Source organism: Dolichospermum sp. FACHB-1091 (assembly GCF_014697585.1).
Classification (GTDB): domain Bacteria; phylum Cyanobacteriota; class Cyanobacteriia; order Cyanobacteriales; family Nostocaceae; genus Dolichospermum.
Genome location: NZ_JACJSB010000026.1, coordinates 39,861 through 59,254, shown reverse-complemented (window position 1 = coordinate 59,254; position 19,394 = coordinate 39,861). Strand labels below are relative to the sequence as shown.

Genomic DNA, 19,394 nt, shown 5'->3' with positions numbered 1-19,394 from the left:
ACGATTAAGCTGCGCTTAATATCGCTTGAAGGGTGTTTAATTTTTACCCGCCTTACATCTCCACCCTGTAGAGGGATGGGGTATTACGGCGTTTTCTGATAAAACATCCTATCCTTAGGACTGGGGAGTATCAATCCTGTATTAGGTTTAATTAGGTTTATCTTTAATAATTTTTGTAGAGATGTTCCATGGAACGTCTCTACATTGTTTAATTACTCAGCCCAGGCGATTAATCTAGGTTCGTAAGGACTAGAAAGGTATTGATTTCGAGGTAAGACGCGCAAAGACAGACCTTGCAAGCCAGAGGTGGTATAAGTGATGTTTGCTGTATAACCACTTAAGTTCTCTGTGTCTTGTCCTTGATAATCCATTACTACAGGTACAGCATTAACAATGTTTCCATGGGCATCTATAGAACCTTGATATAGTTCTACTTGCACATCATCGTTACTCAAAGTTGCTAAATCAACTTTAGCTTTGACGGCTACGGTTTGATTAACTTTAATGTCTGATGCTGCGGATACCTCAAGATCCTTAATTCTGATACTAAACCAATGTTCACCTAATTTCGCCTTCCAAGCCGCTAATTCCTTGGCTGGGGCATAACTGTCAACAGTTAAGGTATGATAGCGATCGCTGGCTGGGAAATAGGCTCTCACTGCATATTCTCGCACCATCCGGGCTGTATTAAAAAATGGACAATTCAAGCGAATTGCATCTTTCATTTTTGCTACCCAAGGACGAGGTAAGCCATCACCATCACGATGATCATAGAATAAGGGGATAACTTCTTTTTCTAGTAACTCATAAAGGGCGTTAGCTTCTATTTCGTCTTGGTAATTAGGATCTTCGTAATTTTCTCCGTGGCCAATAGCCCACCCGGTGCGGACATAATCTGCTTCGTCCCACCAACCATCAAGTACACTCAAGTTTGGTAGTCCATTCATAGCGGCTTTCATACCACTTGTACCGGAAGCTTCTCTAGGACGACGGGGAGTATTTAACCAAATATCACAACCTGCTACCATTAAACGGGCGATGTGAATATCGTAGTTGGGAACAAATACTACCTGTTTTTCTAAATGGTGTTCCCGGATAAAGTGATTAATATCCCGAATCAATTCTTTACCAGGGATATCTTTAGGGTGAGCTTTTCCAGCAATTACAAACTGGACTTTGCGATGTTTATTACCGAGTAAAATCCGTTTAATACGTTCTAAATCACGCATCCACAAAGTAGCTCGTTTATAAGTAGCAAAGCGACGGGCAAACCCAATTGTTAAAACGTTAGGATCAAGCACTTCCTGGGCTTGGGCAATATCGGAAGCGGATGCACCGCGATCGCGCAGATGTTTAACTAAATGTTCCCTAACGTACAATACCATATCCAAACGGCAGCGTTCATGATTCCGCCACAATTCTTCATCGGGAATTGCATCCATTCGTTCCCATAATTGGTTATCTGGTGGTGCTGATGACCAATTTGGACCAAGATAGCGATCGTACAATTCTTGAGTAGATTTAGCTACACAACTACGGGCATGAACACCGTTAGTAATAGCAGTAATTGGCACTTCGTCCACAGGAACTTTTTGCCACAAGCCCTGGAACATTTGTCGGGAAACAACGCCATGTAATTGTGCTACACCATTAGAGAATGTTGCCATTTTCAGAGCTAATACTGCCATACTGAAGGGACTGGACAAATCACCAGTATTTTCTCGTCCCAGACCTAAAAACTGCTCCTTGGGTAAACCAAAGATATCTGCATAATAGCCCAAATAATGCAATATCTTATCAGGAGAAAATAAATCAATACCTGCGGGGACTGGAGTGTGCGTAGTGAAGATATTACTCGAACATACCACCTGTTTCGCTTCTCTGTAACTCAGTCCTGCTTCTTGAATGAGAATGCGAATGCGTTCCAAAGCCGAGAAAGCAGCATGGCCTTCATTCATGTGGTAAGCAGTCACTTCATACCCCAAGGCCTTGAGCATTTGTACACCACCTATACCCAGCATAATTTCCTGGTGGATACGCATATCTATATCACCACCATACAACTGATCGGTGATATCGTGGTCATAAGCCTTGTTAGGTTCGATATTGGTATCAAGCATATATAAGGGGACTGTTCCCACTTGCACACGCCATACTCGTGCATATACCTTGCGTCCTGGATAGTCTACCGCAATTCGTAGTTCTGAACCATCGGCATTGCGCTCCAAATGCAAAGGCATATTATAGAAGTCATTGATAGGATAGCGCTCTTGTTGCCAACCATCAGCATTGAGATATTGGGCAAAATATCCCTGTTGATACAATAAACCCACACCCACTAAAGGTAAACCCAAATCACTAGCTGATTTAAGATGATCTCCTGCGAGGACACCTAAACCACCGGAATAGACAGGTAAGCAGTCTACTAGGCCAAATTCAGCGGAAAAATAGGCGTAACATTCTTTTTGCGGCTGCTCTCTTTGCTTTTTATACCAAGTCCGCTCCTGCAAATAATCTTCTAATTGCCGCGCTGCTCGGTCTACTTGCGCTAAAAAGCCGTCATCTTCGACAACTTCTAATAGTCGCTTTTGACTGATAGTTCCCAACATTAATACTGGGTTATGGTGGCTTGATTCCCATAAATCGGGGTCTAAACGGCGAAATAGGTCTTTACTCTCTACATTCCAATCAAAATGGAGATTATAAGCTAGTTTCCGCAGGGGTTCTAGTCTAGAGGGTAGTGAAGGAGATACGTTAAAAGTGCGAATTGGCTGCATGGTTTAAAAAAACTTATTTGTGCGGCTATGGTTATTGTTTACTGTTTTTACTTAATGTTGCCAACTCTTTATACTATATTTGTCAACTTTCGATGACTTTGTTAAGAATTGATAATTTATTGAATTGCTGAATAAACATTACACCTATAGCTTGTCTGAGTCTACGGGGTTTGTACTGATTTTACCAAAATTTTACTAAAATTTAATTATGTGCTGTTTATATAGGCAATATGGCAATATATCGGTATGCGCTGAAATATAAATGGAAAACATAGCTAAAAAACCATGATGAATAATAAAAATGAAACAAAACTGCTGGTTTTTTCCCTGCTGTTTACGACAGCATTGTTAGGCTTGGGCTTTTGGTTGTGGAATCAATTCACACCCGGCATTCCTGACAAAGAAGCTAATGTTTCTCCAGATTCCGATTCTACACCAGGGCGAATCAGTTTAGGTGAGAAGATTTTAATTACTGATCAAATCAACTCTGACAAGGAAAGAGGAGTACAAGCCTTTGCTCAGGGTAATTTTGATGCTGCTAGAACCAATTTTCAAGCATCTTTGCGCCAAAATCAAAATGATCCAGAAAGTTTGATTTATCTCAATAACTCCCTGGACAATAGTAGTAAATATATCAAAATTGCTGTGAGTGTACCCATCGGGGGAAATCTCAGTGTAGCCAAGGAGATTCTGCGGGGTGTGGCTCAGGCTCAAGATGAGGTAAACCGTAATAGTGGCATTAATGGTAAATTTTTGCAAGTAGCGATCGCTAATGACGATAATGATCCCACCCAAGCCCAAAAAATAGCCACGCAATTTGTCAAAGATTCCAGTATTCTGGCTATAGTTGGACATAACGCCAGTAATGCTTCCATTGCGGCTGCACCAATATATCAGCAGGGAGGACTAGTGATGATTTCTCCTACTAGTTTCGCTCAAAATCTCTCTGGTATTGGTAGCTATATATTTCGCACAGTCCCCAATATTAGTTCCCAGGCCGAACCTCTGGCTGTTTATACCCTCAAAACTGCCCGTAAAACTAATATTGCCTTATGTGTAGATTCCAAATCTATTGATAATCAATCTTTTAAGGATGAGTACGCTAAAAATATCGTAGCTGGTGGTGGTAAAATTAATCCCACCAAGTGCGATTTTTCTGCCCCTGATTTTAACTCTACTACAATAATTTCTCAATTAATTAGTAGTGGTGCTGATGGGTTGGTATTAGCTCCCTATGTTGGTAGAATTAACCGGGCTTTAGAACTAGCAGCAGCAAATCAGGGTAAGTTAGCGCTGTTTGGTAGTCCGACATTATACACTTTTCAAACATTAGAATCAGGGAAATCTGATGTTAGTGGTATGGTTATTACTGTACCTTGGCATCCAAAGGCCATTCCTGGTAATCCTTTTCCTGAACAAGCTAGAAAACTTTGGGGCGGAACTGTGAATTGGCGTTCAGCAACAGCCTATAATGCAACTATGGCGATCGCTAAAGGTTTACAACAAGGTTATACCCGTGAAGCATTACAAAAAGTGCTACATAGTCCAGATTTCTTTGTCAATGGTGCTACAGGCAAGATTGAATTTCAAGAATCTGGTGATATTAAGGGTAAAGCAATATTGGTCAAAGTGCAACCAAGTAAAAACTCAACTGCTAACTATGACTTTTTCCCGTTGCAGGAAAAATAAATAGTGGCATGATGTTATTAACCATTTTAATTTGTTGGTTGGGTTTGACTGCGTTCTACCCAACCTGCGGGACTTTTTTGATCATGTTTTCATAACTTTGCTAAGAATTGTTTCCATTTAATTAATGTCCCCAGCGAGTGGGGACCCCTCAATTTTAAACCCTTATCCAGCAATGTGACCAGAGACAGTTTCCGATAGCAGCGATCGCCATTACCCCAAAAATGTTAAATTAATGTATGTATTAGCAAAGGTCGAATAAATGACGAGATTTATACATGACCAATTCGCCAAAGATTATTTAGAAGAACTGCTAAAACCTTATGGAAAAGTAGAAGCACCCAGTCATGTATCTGGAGAAGTACGGGAAATAGACGTATTATTTACACCATTTCCTGAACAAAAAGCGGATATAGCATCATTAGGGTTATTAGGTAAACTAGCTACCACACTAGCCATATTTGAACCATTTCGCAACCCAGCCTCAACAGAAGAAATATGTGATTGTCTATTAAAATCATTAGAAGTTAGAGGTGCATTAAAACGAGAAGCAAAACGTAATGCAACCAAAATAGCAGAAAGTAATTTTCCTAAATTATGGATTCTCACACCCACAGCGTCTAAGAAACTGCTATCAGGATTTCATGGTACATTGGAATCAGATTCTTTACCAGGAATATACTATTTACCAGAGTCTTTCCGTGCAGCAATTATTGTCATTCATCAATTATCACCTGTTCCAGAAACATTGTGGTTAAGACTTTTGGGAAGAGGAACGGTACAAAAACGAGCAATTGATGAATTAGCTGCGTTACCATCAAATCAGCCTTATGTGAAAATCACATTAGAATTACTTTACAACCTGCAACAGAACTTGAGAATAAATCAAAGTCCAGAAATAGAAGCAGAAGATAGGGAGTTGATTATGAGATTAGCGCCACTTTACCAACAAGAGCGAGAACTCGCTAGACAAGAAGGACTACAACAAGGACTACAACAAGGACTACAACAAGGAGAACAACGAGGCCTACAACAAGGAGAACAACTTCTGATTATCCGTCAGTTAAATCGCCGCATTGGTACAATGGACTCATCATTGATTCAACAAGTCCAAAAATTACCTGTTGCACAACTAGAGGAATTAGGAGAAGCCTTGTTAGATTTTACCTCAGTTACAGATTTACAAACTTGGTTACAATCTGTTAACTAATCTTTTTCAAAAGACCGTTTATGACGTTTTCATGACTTTATGAAGAATTGAAAACTTTTTGATTTTTCCCGCCGAAAATTGGTACTAGGGGCTTGACAATTGATTTTGAATTTGTTATCATGGACTTGATAAGGAAGAACTATCTTCAAATTCTATTTAATAGACATAGGCCGAGTTTAAAGATGCTTGACATAAAACCCTTGTAGTAGAGACGTTCCATGGAACGTCTCTACTTTTTTGGAGATGTCTATTGAATTGTGCAGAACCGCTTACCATCATGGAGGCGGTTGTTTTTTGGCATAAACAGACGAGATATGAGAGTTTTCGATAAAATCTTGTAAAAGTTTGTAAAAAAAGAGACAATAAGACCATTGCTACTATACTGAGATATAGGTCAAATTCAAACATGAATACAAAGATATATCATGATCAAACTATCTCAGATTCTGCCATTAGTTGTTGTTGGTGGTGCTTTAGCCACTAGCCTTGTCGCATGGGAAAAGCCAGCACAAGCAATCCAACTATTCAATTTCAGTTTTAACAATGTTGAGGGTCTAGTTAATGGGACTGTATCAGGTACGTTAGAATTGCCAAATGGTAATGGAATATTTGCGGCTAAGTCTGTGAAAATAAATTCAGCCCCTGCTGCACTAGGATATACTCAACCTGTAGATGTGTTATCGTATTTTGATGTACAAGAGAATTACTTTGAAGTATCTAATGGCACGATTACGGCAAGCTACTTTTTTGCGACGAATCCCACCGAGACATTTAGTTTCGCTGATCCAGATTTAGGTACACATTTATCTAAGGTTGGTGCAAGTAGCGAGTTTTCAGGAGTAAAAGACACCAAATCTACAACTCTTACATACTCCCCCGCTACCCCCGTACCCTTTGACATCAGACCAGGTGCTATATTACCCACCATCCCCATCTTAGCTTTAATGTACCTATGGAAACAATCGAGGAATAGAATGGCGTTAAAAACCATTAATAATCCTGATGTAACAGTTTCGACATATAGACAAGTAGGTTAACACAATAAAACCAAACTCTGTAAAGAAAAGTAGGCGTTGTTGAAACCAGGTATGAATTTAGGTGTAGAGACGAGAATCCCTACATGAGGAACATCTCTACAAGGGTTTTGAAATCATCAAAAATCATTTTCATACCTCAAATCAGCAACGCCGAAAAGTAACATGATTGAAAATTTTTTGTTATCAACCATTTTAATTTGTAGGTTGGGTTGAGGTACGAAACCCAACACAGTCTATAACTATATGACATTTAATGTTGAGGTACGAAACCCAACACAGTCTATAAGTATATGACATTTAATGTTGAGGTACGAAACCCAACACAGTCTATAAGTATATGACATTTAATATTGGGGTTTGACTGCGTTCTCCCCAACCTGCGGAACTGCTGTTCCCTATTCCCTCGCCAAAGGTACAAGATATAGGTAAGATAAATTAGTTGCTATTTACCAAACCTCCGGGAGTTAGTTCTATGTTGAGTTTAAAAATTGCTGTTTATATCGTTGTCGGCTTGTTTGTGAGTATCTTCATCTTCGGGTTTTTGTCTAATGACCCAGCCCGTAACCCCGGTCGTCAAGACTCAGAATAAATATACAACAAATCACCTTTAGTGGCCGGAAGGTAGAAACAGGCTAATATGTAATTCAACCTTCCGGCTATTTTTTGCTTTTTGATCAGCTTAATTGCCTCAAAATATGTTTCATCCAGTCCTTCCACCTCAACCACCGCCAAATCTTGTATCGTCAAAACCTGTTTCCTATCTCGCTGCTCCTGCTGTTATTCAGGTAAAAAATGATCAACAAAAACTGATCATTGATGGTAAAAATCAGCAAGATCAGTATCAATCAACCACCAAGCCAAGCAATGATTCTCCGTTATCCCAACTAGAAAAATCATCTGGGGAATTTTCCATAATTCAAGGTCAAAAACGCAAAATTATTTATAATATAGCCGGACAGCAGGTTGTAACAGAAACATCAACACCTCCGGTAGAAAAAAATTACGTAAATTTACAGGAATCAGCGGGAAAGGTTGATCTATTGGTTGGTGAAAAGACACCATCGTTACCAGTACAAAATCTGATTGAATTTAAACTGCGTAATCCTCAAGATCAGTCAAAACCTGGTAATTTAGAAGTTCCCCCCTTACCGCAAATTACAGAAGCAGAGAAAATATCACCGCAAAAAACAAGAATTGTAGAGGTAATTGCCGATCGCCAGGAGTATGATCAAGAAAGGCGAATTGTCACGGCTGAGGGTAATGTAGTAGTCAGATTTGATGGTGCAGTAATTGATGCTGATACCCTACGGATCAATTTAGATAATTTGATAGCGGTAGGGGAGGGTAATGTGGCTTTAACCAGGGGTAATCAGATATTCCAAGGACAACGTTTTACTTATAATTTTATTCAAGATAGTGGTGATATAGAAAACGGTAAAGGTGAACTTTATATCCCTACCACAGCAACGGATTTTGCTTTTTCCCCAAGTCTCCCTACAGATATTACCGCAGGTGGTGTACCTAGTCGTCCTTTGAGTTATCGGCTTCGCGCTAATCAACCCCTAACTGGTGTTAATAGTCCCGGAGGGATAGAATTTGGTGCTAGTGGTCAATCAGACGTGCGAAATATTTCTGTACCTGAATCTGGTGGTGTCCTCAAGCGGTTACGATTTGAAGCCCAATATATTGAATTTTATCCCCGTGGTTTTCAAGCTCAAGATGTGAGAATTACTAATGACCCTTTTTCACCCCCGGAATTGGAAATCAGGGCGGGTAAAATGAAGGTTACACAAGAAACACCGTTGATAAGCAGAATTACTACCCAGCGTCAACGGTTAGTTTTTGATCAAAAAGTTGTTGTCCCTATTCCTATTAATAATTGGAAAGTAGATTCTCGGCCAAAACGGATAAATCCTTTTATCGTCTCCCCTGGTCTTGATAATGCTCAACGGGGTGGTTTATTTGTAGAACGTGGTTTTGAAGCGATTAATAATGATCAGACGCGTTTGATTATTACACCGGAGTTTTATCTGCAAAGGGCTGTAGAAAAGGGTGGTAATGTAGCCAATTTGTTTGGTGTAAATACTAAACTAAATGCTGTTTTGAGTCCTAAAACTGTTGTGGAGGGTACGGGAGAATTAACTAGTTTTGATTTCGATCAGGTGGAAGATAATTTACGTGGGAGTTTGCGATTACGCCAAAGTTTGGGTAATGTTAATCCTTATACATTAAGTTTGGAATCTAGTTACCGCGATCGCCTTTATAATGGTAGTCTTGGGTATCAAACTGTACAGAGTAGCGTCGGTGGGATTATCACTTCCCCCATCATTCCTTTAGGAAAAAGTGGTATCAATCTGAGCTATCAGGTCGGCGGACAGTATATAAATTCAAACACAGACCGTCAGGATTTACTCTCACCACTGCGGAAAAATGATCGCATCTATTTAAGTCGTTTCCAAGGTAGTGTCAGCTTGAGTAATGGGATCAAATTGTGGGAAGGGAAACCATTACCAGCTACAGCCAAAGAGGGGTTAAAATATACATCTAATCCTGTAGTACCGTATGTACAAGCGATCGCTGGTATTACAGGAACTACTAGTTATTATAGTAGCGGTGATAACCAAAGCACTGTCACTGGTACTATTGGTTTAATCGCACAAATCGGCCATTTTTCCCGTCCTTTCTTGGATTATACAGGCTTTAATATCAGTTACTCCCAAGGCACTAATAGCGGTTTATCACCCTTTCTTTTTGACCGTTCCGTTGATAACAAAGTTCTCAGCACTGGTATTTCTCAGCAGGTTTATGGACCTATTCGCTTAGGTTTACAAACATCCATTAACTTAGATACATCAAAAGAAATCAGCACTGATTATACATTAGAATATAGCCGTCGTACTCATGGTATCACCCTTCGTTATAATCCAGTGCTGCAATTAGGTGGCTTTAGTATCCGCATTAGTGATTTTAATTGGACTGGCGGTACAGATCCATTTGCTAATGGACAAGTTAAACCAGTGGTTGGTGGTGTAGTCCGTGAGGAAAATTAGAATAATTCCTATTTATCGTCATTTTAATTATTTCGTTGTGTGACAGTTTAGGGTGCGAAAGGTGGGTTAATTTAATATTTTATCTGGGTTTTCCTAATGTTGTAATGTAGATAACTGCTTCATCAATAGGAATACCCAAGACATCGTTTACTTGGTCATCAAAAAAGCCAGCTATACCACTGACACCTAAATTGAGACGAATCGCTCCTAAATTCAATCTTTGTCCTAAAATCCCCGCATCTGTATGTAAATAACGGTAAACTCGATCACCATATTGAGCGATCGCAGCCTTGAGATCGGCTGTATGAAATAATACTGCTGCTGCATCTCTACCTAATTCCTGTCCTAAACAGAGAAAATGTAATTCCCGACGGAAATTTTTAAAGCGAATTTGCCGTAATTCTTGAGCTTTAGGTGCATAATAATAACAACCTGTATCTAATCCTTGAATTCCAGAAACAACAATAAATGTTTCTATTAAGTTCAAATCAAAATAATCAGGGTTAGGATCTAAATTTTGATCACTGTAATTTTGTGGTTGATAAGTAAAATCAAGTAAAGCTTTAAGTTGATCAAAACTTAAATTATCACCGCTATAAGCACGGGTAGAACGTCGTTTATAGATAGTATTTGCTAATTCTGATAAATTTTTCCCCCAAAAAATTGGTGTAGTGTCCGTAGGAATTTTTTCACAGAAAGAAAAATTATATTTATCCTCTAAAGACCTTTCTGGTTGCACAGTTGGTAAATTTAAATCGCCATTGGTTCTGGCTGGAATTTCTGTCTGTAAATGAAAATATTTTAACAGTTCACCGTCAGGAATAGATGGATAATTAGTTGTAGTTCCAGAAGGTAAAGCAGTCGTTCCTGAAGGTAAATTTTGGCGAATATCTAACAAATCTGCCAAAGCCAAAACGGCCGTTGTTCCTTCTTGTTCCTGATCAATATAAAGTAGATCATTAACAGCTTTATCCACAAAACCGCCTATTAAATAGGGGCGATAATCAGTGATATTGCCAGCTAATTGAATATTACCTAAAAGATGTCCAGTATCAAGCAAAATTCGCCGATAAGCCCTGTCTTCATAACGCCAAGCAGAACGATAAAAAACCGCAGTGGTAATAATAGCTAATTGGGTACTTTCTAGGGAAGAATGCCAAAAACAAGCCTCTTGTAAATTTTGCCAAACATCACTTTCCCAAAAGTGCATTAAAGAATGAGTTCGACATTGATAATTATAAAGTCCTGGTGGTAATAACGGTGTACCACGGGAAACTAAATATACTTCAGCCGGATATAACCCCCCCGCACTAGGAGCAGCACGTAAGTATACTGCACTACCCATAGAAGGCATTTTTGCCGTCAGTCCATAACTGTGAAATAATAGTTGAGAAAGTCTCCACCACCATTGAGCATTTTGATTATGGGCAAAGGTGGCTGCTGTTTCTTCTAGATAAGGCTTAAGGTCAATATCAGAGCCAATTTTGTATTCTTTAAATGGTACTGGCTGTTTAGCCCAATCTAAATTATGACTTTTAGAAGCTAGAGTTTGGGGGTCGTATTTAGTCCGGTCGTGATAGTGTTGGGCTATGGATTGGTGTATTTCTGGCATAATAATTTTAATATCCTATAGCAGGGAACAGGGAACAGGGAGCAGGGAACAGAAAAGTCGAAAGTCTTTTGCTGTATGGCTTTTTAGGTAACTTTTGTATCTGATTTAATTGCATACCACTATAGTGTATTCCTACTCTTGATTTTGACATTCATTAGCTCCATGATTTCGTGTTAATCAGTACAATCTTCGACAATTAAAAATTAAGAATTAAAACCTAAAACCTCAAAATTGATTTTTTCTGCTCAGATATCCTGTCACTTCGGAGAATATTTACCAAATGATGCCCATACGTGAAAATTTATTAACATCTGATATTCAACTTTCTTACCTAGAATGGAATCAAGGTCGAGAACCATTACTATTGTTACATGGTATGGCTGATAATGCTTTAGTTTGGTCTAGTTTGGCAGATTATTTAACAGTAGATTACCATATAGTCGCACCAGATATGCGTGGTCATGGTGAGAGCAGCAAGCCAGAAAAAGATTATACTTTTAAAAGTGCAATTTCCGATTTGGAGGCATTAATGGATAAACTGGGGTGGTCTGCGGCTCATATCGTCAGCCACTCTTGGACCGGGAAATTAGCGGCTATTTGGGCGAGAGAGAACCCAGATAGGTTAAAAAGTATCACATTAGTAGATCCCATTTTTATCTGGAAAATGCCCAGTTTTCTGAAAATCATGTTTCCCCTTTTATACCGTGTTTTACCTTTCCTCAAAAGCATGGGACCCTTTGCAAGTTACGAAGAGGCTGAACAAAAAATTAAACAACTCAGTCAATATCAAAATTGGAGTTCTTTGCAACAGCAAGTTTTTCAAGCCGCAATTGCACAAAAACCCGACGGTACTTGGGGTAGCAAATTTACTATAGCAGCCCGTGATGGTATTTTTAACGCAGTCATGGAAGTACCAGGTTTTATTCACCCAGTTGACACACCTGCCCTCTTTATACAACCAGAAAAAGGTGTGAACCGCCAAAATTGGCAAATTCAACCTTACAAAACCAACCTCACAAATTTACTTATCCGTCAAGTCCCCGGAAATCATTGGCCATTCTTAACTAACCCAACAGAATTTAATCAAACAGTTGCCGCTTTTTTAGCAGGACAAAAATGAGATTATTACAAATAATTCGCAATTACCCATTACCCATTACCCATTACCCATTACCTATTACCCATTACCTATTACCCATTACCTATTCCCTATTATGAGCCTTTGTATTAATCCAGTTTGTTCTCAACCTAACCACCCAGATAATGACGAAAACCGCTTTTGTCAAAGTTGTGGTTCTCAATTAGAATTAATCGGACGTTATCGAGTTTTACGTTTATTAAGTGACAAAACTGGATTTGGTAAAATTTACGAAGCCTATCAACAAGATAGTCCAAAAATTCTGAAAGTCCTGAAACAAGAATTAGCTAATGATCCTAAAGCAGTTTCACTATTTCAACAAGAATTTAATGTTTTAAAACAATTAAATCATCCTGGTATTCCCGCAGCAGAAGATTACTTTTCCTATCAAACCAGAAATAATCTTATACTGCATTGTCTGATTATGGAAAAAATTGCAGGGCCTAATTTAGAACAGTGGTTAAAGCAACAACAAAACCGCCCCATTTCTGAAGTTCAAGCCATAGCTTGGTTAAAACAATTATTAGAAATAATAGCTTTAGTTCATAATCAAAAATATCTCCATAGAGATATTAAACCATCAAATATTATGATTCGTCCTGATGGACAATTAGTATTAATTGACTTTGGTACAGCTAGAGAAATTACCAAAACCTATCTAGCTGGTGGGGGAATAACAGCAATTTCATCGTCAGGTTATAGTCCTATAGAACAAATGCGTGGACAAGCTATACCCCAATCAGATTTTTTTGCATTAGGACGGACATTTGTATTTTTATTAACGGGATATCAACCCGGAGAATTATATGATCCTAACTTGGATATTTTAAAATGGCGACATCATGCAAATCACATTTCTCCATTATTATTAGATTTGATTGATTGGTTAATGTCCAACCAAGTAAATCAACGCCCTAGCAATAGTCAAGAAATTTATAAAAGATTAGCAGAAATTGCAGATCAAATACCAGAAAATAGATCTGCACCCGTGAATATTAGCGGAACAGAAAAAACAGCCATAGTTAATCAAACAACTACTAATAATGCTGTTATTCCCCCACAAACACAACCGGAAAAATTACCATTATTGTCCTGGTTTACAGCTTTAATAGTTTCCTTATTACTACTGTGGTGGGTAGCTTTAGGATTTAGAGATAATAAATTTGTAGCCTTACCTGCTGACTATGGACAAGCACCAGTTAAAAAAGGCAAAGTTGATTATTTTCCCTATGCAGAAGGGAAAGATAGTCAAGGGAGAGTTGCAGAGTTTAATATTGCGGTTTTATCAGTAGAATATAAATGGCAATTAGGCAGCACCTACCAAATTAAATATAATAATCAAACTATGACAATTGATTCCTTAAAATCTAATTTAGAACAAGAAGGTATTCAGAAAATTATGGAAAATCCCAGCGAGATTATTTCCGTGGGTACAGCTTCTTGTGAAGGTAATATTACCGCCGAACAAAGTCGCGCTTTAGAACGTTCTCAACAAATTCAATTATTAGTAAAAAAGATATTTAGTAATACACCCAGTGTTAAAGGTTATCGCTTATTAAATTTGGGACAATTTCAGAGAAAAGATTGTCAAGCTAACCAAGACTCAACAGCCTATCAACGCAGTATTATTATTATTGGGGTGAAAAAACAAGCGGAAGGTGTAATATTAGATGAAGCTTTAAGAGATAGATTAGAGAAAAAACCATTTGCTGATTTTAAATTAGATGATTATTCTCTAGGTTCACCAGATAAATTTAAAACCATACCCAGTAATTTATAGTAGTTCTTTTGGAAACGATGAATTGCAGGAATTTATGAGAGGAAATTAAGAGGATGTTTAGCATTTGATTTTTGAACAGATAGGTAGATAGGTAGGGTGTGTTAGCGACAGCGTAACACACCATTATCAAAGATTCTGTACTACATACTAAGAGACTTCCAATTAAAAAAATACCCAAAAATTTCTTGTGGTGCAGGCCGAAAAGCCCGCTAATAATACAAAGACCGGCAGGATACCCACGCTAATAATACAAGGACGGGCAGGATGCCCATCCCACAAGATTGGATCATCTTTTCAATGGGTAAGTCCTAGATCCTTATAGTTGATTTTAAAAATCCCTAACGTACCTCATTTAAACTTTCAATTTGCTTGGTAAACATCTCTGTAAATAAACTCATGACTGTGCGTTCTTCACGAACTTTAATATTAGCAGTAATAGACATCCCTGACTGCAAGGATATCTTTCTATCTTGATTGGTGAGATTCAAATGTTGTCTATCTAACTTAACTGTAGCTGGGAATCTATAAAATTGATGGGTTTGATCTGGAGGTAAAGCATCTGAACCAATCTTAGTTACTTTACCTTTAATATCGCCAAATTCACTAAAGGGAAAGGAGTCAATTCTTACATCTACATTCATACCTTTTTTGACAAAACCAATATCTTTATTGGTAATGAAAACTTCTGCTGTTAGGTTTTCTTTGGGGACAATTTGTAGGATTTTTTGTGTGGAATTAGCAACAAAACCAACATTTTTAGCCTGGAGATCAAAAACTATTCCTCCTACTGGAGCGCGAAGTTCTTGATATTTAAAGTTTAATTTTGTTTGGGATATTTTGCTATTAATATCCGCCAAACGCTGTTCATTGTCTAAAATAACCTTCATGAACTGACTATCAATTTCAGCAATGCGTTGTTTATTATTGCCTATTTTTTCCAAAATATCTTTACCGGAACTAGCAACTGTATTAGTTAATTGCTGTTTTCCTTTATCAATATCAAATTCTAGACGTTTTACTTCTTCCTGCAATTGTGATATTTCCGCTGCAAGAGTTTGTACCTGTTGTTGCTGATTCAGATATTGAAGTTGGGAAATACCCCCTTCTTCGGCTAAGACTTTGATTTTGGCTAAAATTCCGCTTTGAATTGTTAGACTATTGCGAGTATCTTGTAGTTTAAATTTAGTTTGAGAAAGTTGTTTTCTGGTTTTTTCAACTTCTAAATCTGCGGCTTTGGAACGAGACGCTAATTCTATTTTAGCAACTGCTAGTAGTTGTTCTTCATCAATTCCTATTTCTGGTGTTCCCGATGAATTTCTCAATTGAGAACGTAATAATTCATTTGCTGCTACTAAGGAAGCGCGACTTTTGAGCAGAAAAGCTGCTTCTCCTGGTAGTTGACTGCGTAAAAATTCTATTTCAGAATCTTTACCTCTGCTTGCTCCCATTAAGCGCCGATAGATATTGTTTTCTTGAATTAAAGCTATGCGAATTTTATTCAAGGAATTTAATTCTGCTAGGGTAGCAATAGACTCAAATGTTAATAACAATTGTCCTGGTTTTACTTCGTCTCCATCTTTTACATAAATTGATTTAACCACTCCATTAACGGGAGCTTGTACCTCTTTGACTGTTCCTTCTGGTTTTAATTGACCCGTTGCGGGAATTACTTGCTCAATTTTGGCTAAACAAGCCCAAGTAATTCCAAAACAAGCCAACCCCATGAGGGTGATCATGATGGTTCGTGACCAGATTGGAGATTGTCGTAAAACTACAGATTGCTCGAAATTATCGAAATTAAAGTCAATTTTAGGCTGTTGGGAACTGGCTTTGGGTTTGGGAGATGTTAATACTTTTGAATCTTTATATGATCCATTACCATTACCATTACCGTTGCCATTTCCGTTGCTGCGATTACCATTAACTTGAGTCATAATAATTTGGGATTTGGGATTTTAGATTGAATATTTACTGGAGTGTTATTTGATCTTGGCTCTGTTATCAGTTGCATTTTATTTCAACAACTGACAGGGTTTAGCATTGCTAAACCCCTAGAAATAATTGACTACAAATTTACTTCCTGTTGTTGATAAAGGTAGAAATAATGACCTTTAGCAGCCATAAGTTCTTGATGATTACCTTGTTCTATCATCCTACTGTTATCCATGACGACGATAGTATCGGCATTACTCACAGTATTTAAACGGTGGGTAATGAAGAAGACTGTACTACCTTTAAAAGCGCGAGCTAAGTTCAGACAAATTTGTTTTTCGGTGGGATAATCTAGGGCGCTGGTGGCTTCATCTAGAACTAGTAATTTAGGTCTTTGTAACACAGAACGTGCGATCGCAATTCTCTGTTTTTGTCCACCAGAAAGGGCTGATCCTCTTTCACCAACTCGCGTATTATAGCCTTCGGGTAAACCCATAATAAATTCATGGGCAACGGCAATTTGAGCAGCTTCAATAATCTCCTCTGTTGTGGCTTCAGGATTAGTTAAAGCAATATTTTCCTGTACTGTACCATCAAATAAAAGGGTATCTTGAGGAACTACACCAATTTGTCGCCGCAGAGAATAAAGTTCGACTTTGGCAATGTCGTAACCATCAACTAAAATTCTGCCAGATTCTGTGTCATAAAGTCTGAGCAGTAATTTCATCATTGTACTTTTTCCCGAACCACTTTGTCCAACAATACCGACAAATTGACCTGCGGGAAATTCGACAGTAACATTAGTCAATTGTAGGGGTCCTGAGGCAGCAAATCGGAAGGAAACGTTTTCATATTTGACTCCACCAATAATCGGTGGAAGGGGAATATTATTCTTATCTATTTCTGCTTCTTGGGGGCTGTCAACAATATCGCTTAATCGCTCTAAGGATAACCCAGTTTCTTGGAAGTTTTGCCAGATTTGTGCCAGCCGTAATATGGGAGTGGTAACGTAACTAGAAATAATCCGAAAGGCAATTAATTCCCCTAATGTTAGTTCTTGTTTTAAAACTAAATAAGCTCCCACCCATAAAACTAATAAGCTGCTGAGTTTGCTTAAAAACTGACTTGTGGAGTTAGCTAATGTGGAAGTAATAACGGTTTTAAAACCTGCGGCCACAAATTTAGCATATTTTTTTTGCCAAGAAAAACGCGATCGCAATTCGATATTTTGGGCCTTAACTGTTTGAATACCTGACATCACCTCCACTAAATAAGATTGAGTTTCGGCGTTACGTACTGCTTTATTTCTTAATTGTCTACTCACTGTTGGGGCAGCAATTAATGTCACTAACACAAATAGAGGGATTGTTCCTAAGCCTACCAGGGTTAGCTGCCAACTGTAAAACAGCATGACCACTATATAAACTACGGAAAATAAGGCATCTAACACTACTGTTAAAGCCGTACCCGTGAGGAACTGACGAATATTTTCTAGTTCATTAATTCTGGTGGATAATTCACCCACTGCCCTTTTATCAAAATACCGCAGTGGTAAGCGCAATAGGTGGTCAATAATTTGTGACCCCAAACTCATATCAATGCGGTTGGTGGTATCTACAAATAAGTAAGTCCGCAATGTAGTTAATACCGCTTCAAATACACCCACTGCTAATAGTAATACTCCTAAAACGTTTAGGGTATTAATACTATTTTGAACGATGACTTTATCAATAATTAGCTGAATAACTAGAGGATTAGCTAGGGCGGCTAATTGGACGAAGAAGGAAGCAATAAATACTTCTATTAGCACCCGTCGGTAACGGGATAAGTAAGGAACAAACCATCCTAAACCAAACCGTTCTTGAGGTGTTTCCTTAGTCGCACTGACCGATAAAACCCTAACTCGTGGTTGTAAGTTGGTTTCATCTGTTTCTAATTCTTTCAGCAATTTATCAAGGCTAGTGTTGATAATACCTTGAGATGGTACACCCAAAACGGCTTTTTTTCCATTTATGGCATAAAGAACTGCAAAACTGTCACGATAGCGAATTAATGCTGGGGTAGGAATGCGGTTAATGAAAACAACCGGAAAATCATTTAGCTGAGATTTGAGTCCAATTGATTCTGATAAATAAGCGCAAAGTTGAAAAGATACACTGCCTTGACGCTTGATTTGGTCATTTAAAAAGCGGCGGACTACTTCTTTCCGAAAGGGAATTTCTAAATGCTTGGATAGCATTTGAAAACAAGCCAGACTAGAATCAAGTTCTCCCTGTCCTTTAAAAAATGGATATTTTTGATTTCTTGGTAAATCCTTTGATGTACTTGTCCCAATAAATTCCGATTCTGTTGCGTAGGGAACTTCTTCTATGGTGACAGTACCATCTAATAGATTTTCTAATTTCTCTGTTTTTAGAGGTGGACTATCAATTAATGATAAATCACTCTGACTGATACCCAACAAGCGGATAGGCAGTTTATCTTTAACTTCAATGATTTCATCTTCTAAACGATCACCAGGGGTTAAATTGCTCTGAGAAGAACTACTACTTACAAACCAAATTCGATCACTTTCTAATTCTGTTGCATAGGTTTTTCCTGGTGGTAAGTAATGAATTTTTGACCCTAATAACACCTGTTGAGTCAGGTCTTTGAGGTTATGATTGGCTAAAGGTTGTTGTGCTATCTGTAAACTCAAGATATCAAATACTTCCGCCAAGTTAGTTATTTGTTGACGAGCCTGAGTAAATGCTAAATTTCGAGATAGTAATTGTAAATAATCTGCTGCATTCCAGGTTAAACATATCACCTCTTCATAGGCGATCGCTGTTTCGCAAGGAATTTGACGTAACCAAGAAATTTCCCCAATTACCGCTCCTGGTTCTACTATTTTTAAACTAATTGGTGATTGGTTTTCAGGGTATCCTAGTAGTCTGACCCTGCCTTGATAAAGAATTGATACCTTTTGAGGTAATTGTTCTTTGCCAACAATTTTCTGCCCCATGCGGTAACGTAAAGGCTGTAAAATTTGTGGTGATGAGAGTTTGCTAATTTCCTCATTTGATAATTGGTCAAACCCTGGAATCCTGGCAATAAATTCTTCAAAGGTACTCTTCGTATAAGTCATGTTTCTTGAGGTTAATTATGTTAATTTATATTGGCAAAAGGAGCG

General features: G+C 38.2%; 11 protein-coding genes. 7 read left to right on the top strand and 4 right to left on the bottom strand.

All coding sequences use genetic code 11. The features are described 5' to 3' along the window. Nucleotides 1-212 precede the first annotated feature (212 nt). Nucleotides 213-2,777 carry an alpha-glucan family phosphorylase gene (gene glgP / locus H6G25_RS16085; RefSeq protein WP_190393356.1) on the bottom strand — a complete coding sequence of 855 codons (2,565 nt, stop codon included), beginning with the start codon at nucleotides 2,775-2,777 and terminating at the stop codon, nucleotides 213-215. Nucleotides 2,778-3,062: 285 nt separating this feature from the next. Between glgP and H6G25_RS16080 the strand changes: the two genes are divergently transcribed. The 5 genes from H6G25_RS16080 (at nucleotide 3,063) to H6G25_RS16060 (ending at nucleotide 9,760) form a co-directional block, all read left to right on the top strand. Beyond that, on the top strand, nucleotides 3,063-4,466 hold the full coding sequence (locus tag H6G25_RS16080; RefSeq protein ID WP_242034990.1) for an ABC transporter substrate-binding protein: 1,404 nt from the start codon (nucleotides 3,063-3,065) through the stop codon (nucleotides 4,464-4,466). Nucleotides 4,467-4,725: 259 nt separating this feature from the next. Further along, nucleotides 4,726-5,673 carry a DUF4351 domain-containing protein gene (locus H6G25_RS16075; protein WP_190393355.1) on the top strand — a complete coding sequence of 316 codons (948 nt, stop codon included), beginning with the start codon at nucleotides 4,726-4,728 and terminating at the stop codon, nucleotides 5,671-5,673. Between the two features lie 425 nt (nucleotides 5,674-6,098). Next, a complete protein-coding gene (locus H6G25_RS16070) occupies nucleotides 6,099-6,710 on the top strand; it encodes a PEP-CTERM sorting domain-containing protein (RefSeq protein WP_190393354.1) in 612 nt (203 codons plus the stop codon). A 472-nt stretch (nucleotides 6,711-7,182) separates the two neighbouring features. Further along, on the top strand, nucleotides 7,183-7,299 hold the full coding sequence (locus H6G25_RS16065; RefSeq protein ID WP_071604835.1) for a photosystem II reaction center protein I: 117 nt from the start codon (nucleotides 7,183-7,185) through the stop codon (nucleotides 7,297-7,299). A 106-nt stretch (nucleotides 7,300-7,405) separates the two neighbouring features. Beyond that, the gene (locus H6G25_RS16060; RefSeq protein WP_190393353.1) at nucleotides 7,406-9,760 is read left to right on the top strand and encodes a DUF3769 domain-containing protein; all 2,355 of its coding nucleotides are present in this window, start codon (nucleotides 7,406-7,408) and stop codon (nucleotides 9,758-9,760) included. A gap of 79 nt (nucleotides 9,761-9,839) precedes the next feature. On the opposite strand, the gene H6G25_RS16055 is transcribed toward H6G25_RS16060, so the two are convergent. Beyond that, entirely contained in the window at nucleotides 9,840-11,372 is a 1,533-nt protein-coding gene (locus H6G25_RS16055; RefSeq protein WP_190393352.1) for a SagB/ThcOx family dehydrogenase, read from the bottom strand. A gap of 283 nt (nucleotides 11,373-11,655) precedes the next feature. Between H6G25_RS16055 and H6G25_RS16050 the strand changes: the two genes are divergently transcribed. Beyond that, nucleotides 11,656-12,492, top strand: coding sequence for an alpha/beta hydrolase (locus tag H6G25_RS16050; protein ID WP_190393366.1), 837 nt, complete (start codon nucleotides 11,656-11,658; stop codon nucleotides 12,490-12,492). Nucleotides 12,493-12,586: 94 nt separating this feature from the next. After that, nucleotides 12,587-14,290: a serine/threonine-protein kinase gene (locus tag H6G25_RS16045; protein ID WP_190393351.1), complete on the top strand. Its 1,704-nt coding sequence runs from the start codon at nucleotides 12,587-12,589 to the stop codon at nucleotides 14,288-14,290. A gap of 338 nt (nucleotides 14,291-14,628) precedes the next feature. On the opposite strand, the gene H6G25_RS16040 is transcribed toward H6G25_RS16045, so the two are convergent. Further along, complete coding sequence (locus H6G25_RS16040; protein ID WP_190393350.1) at nucleotides 14,629-16,224, bottom strand: HlyD family efflux transporter periplasmic adaptor subunit; 1,596 nt, start codon at nucleotides 16,222-16,224, stop codon at nucleotides 14,629-14,631. Nucleotides 16,225-16,355: 131 nt separating this feature from the next. Then, the gene (locus H6G25_RS16035; RefSeq protein WP_190393349.1) at nucleotides 16,356-19,349 is read right to left on the bottom strand and encodes a peptidase domain-containing ABC transporter; all 2,994 of its coding nucleotides are present in this window, start codon (nucleotides 19,347-19,349) and stop codon (nucleotides 16,356-16,358) included. Nucleotides 19,350-19,394 lie beyond the last annotated feature (45 nt).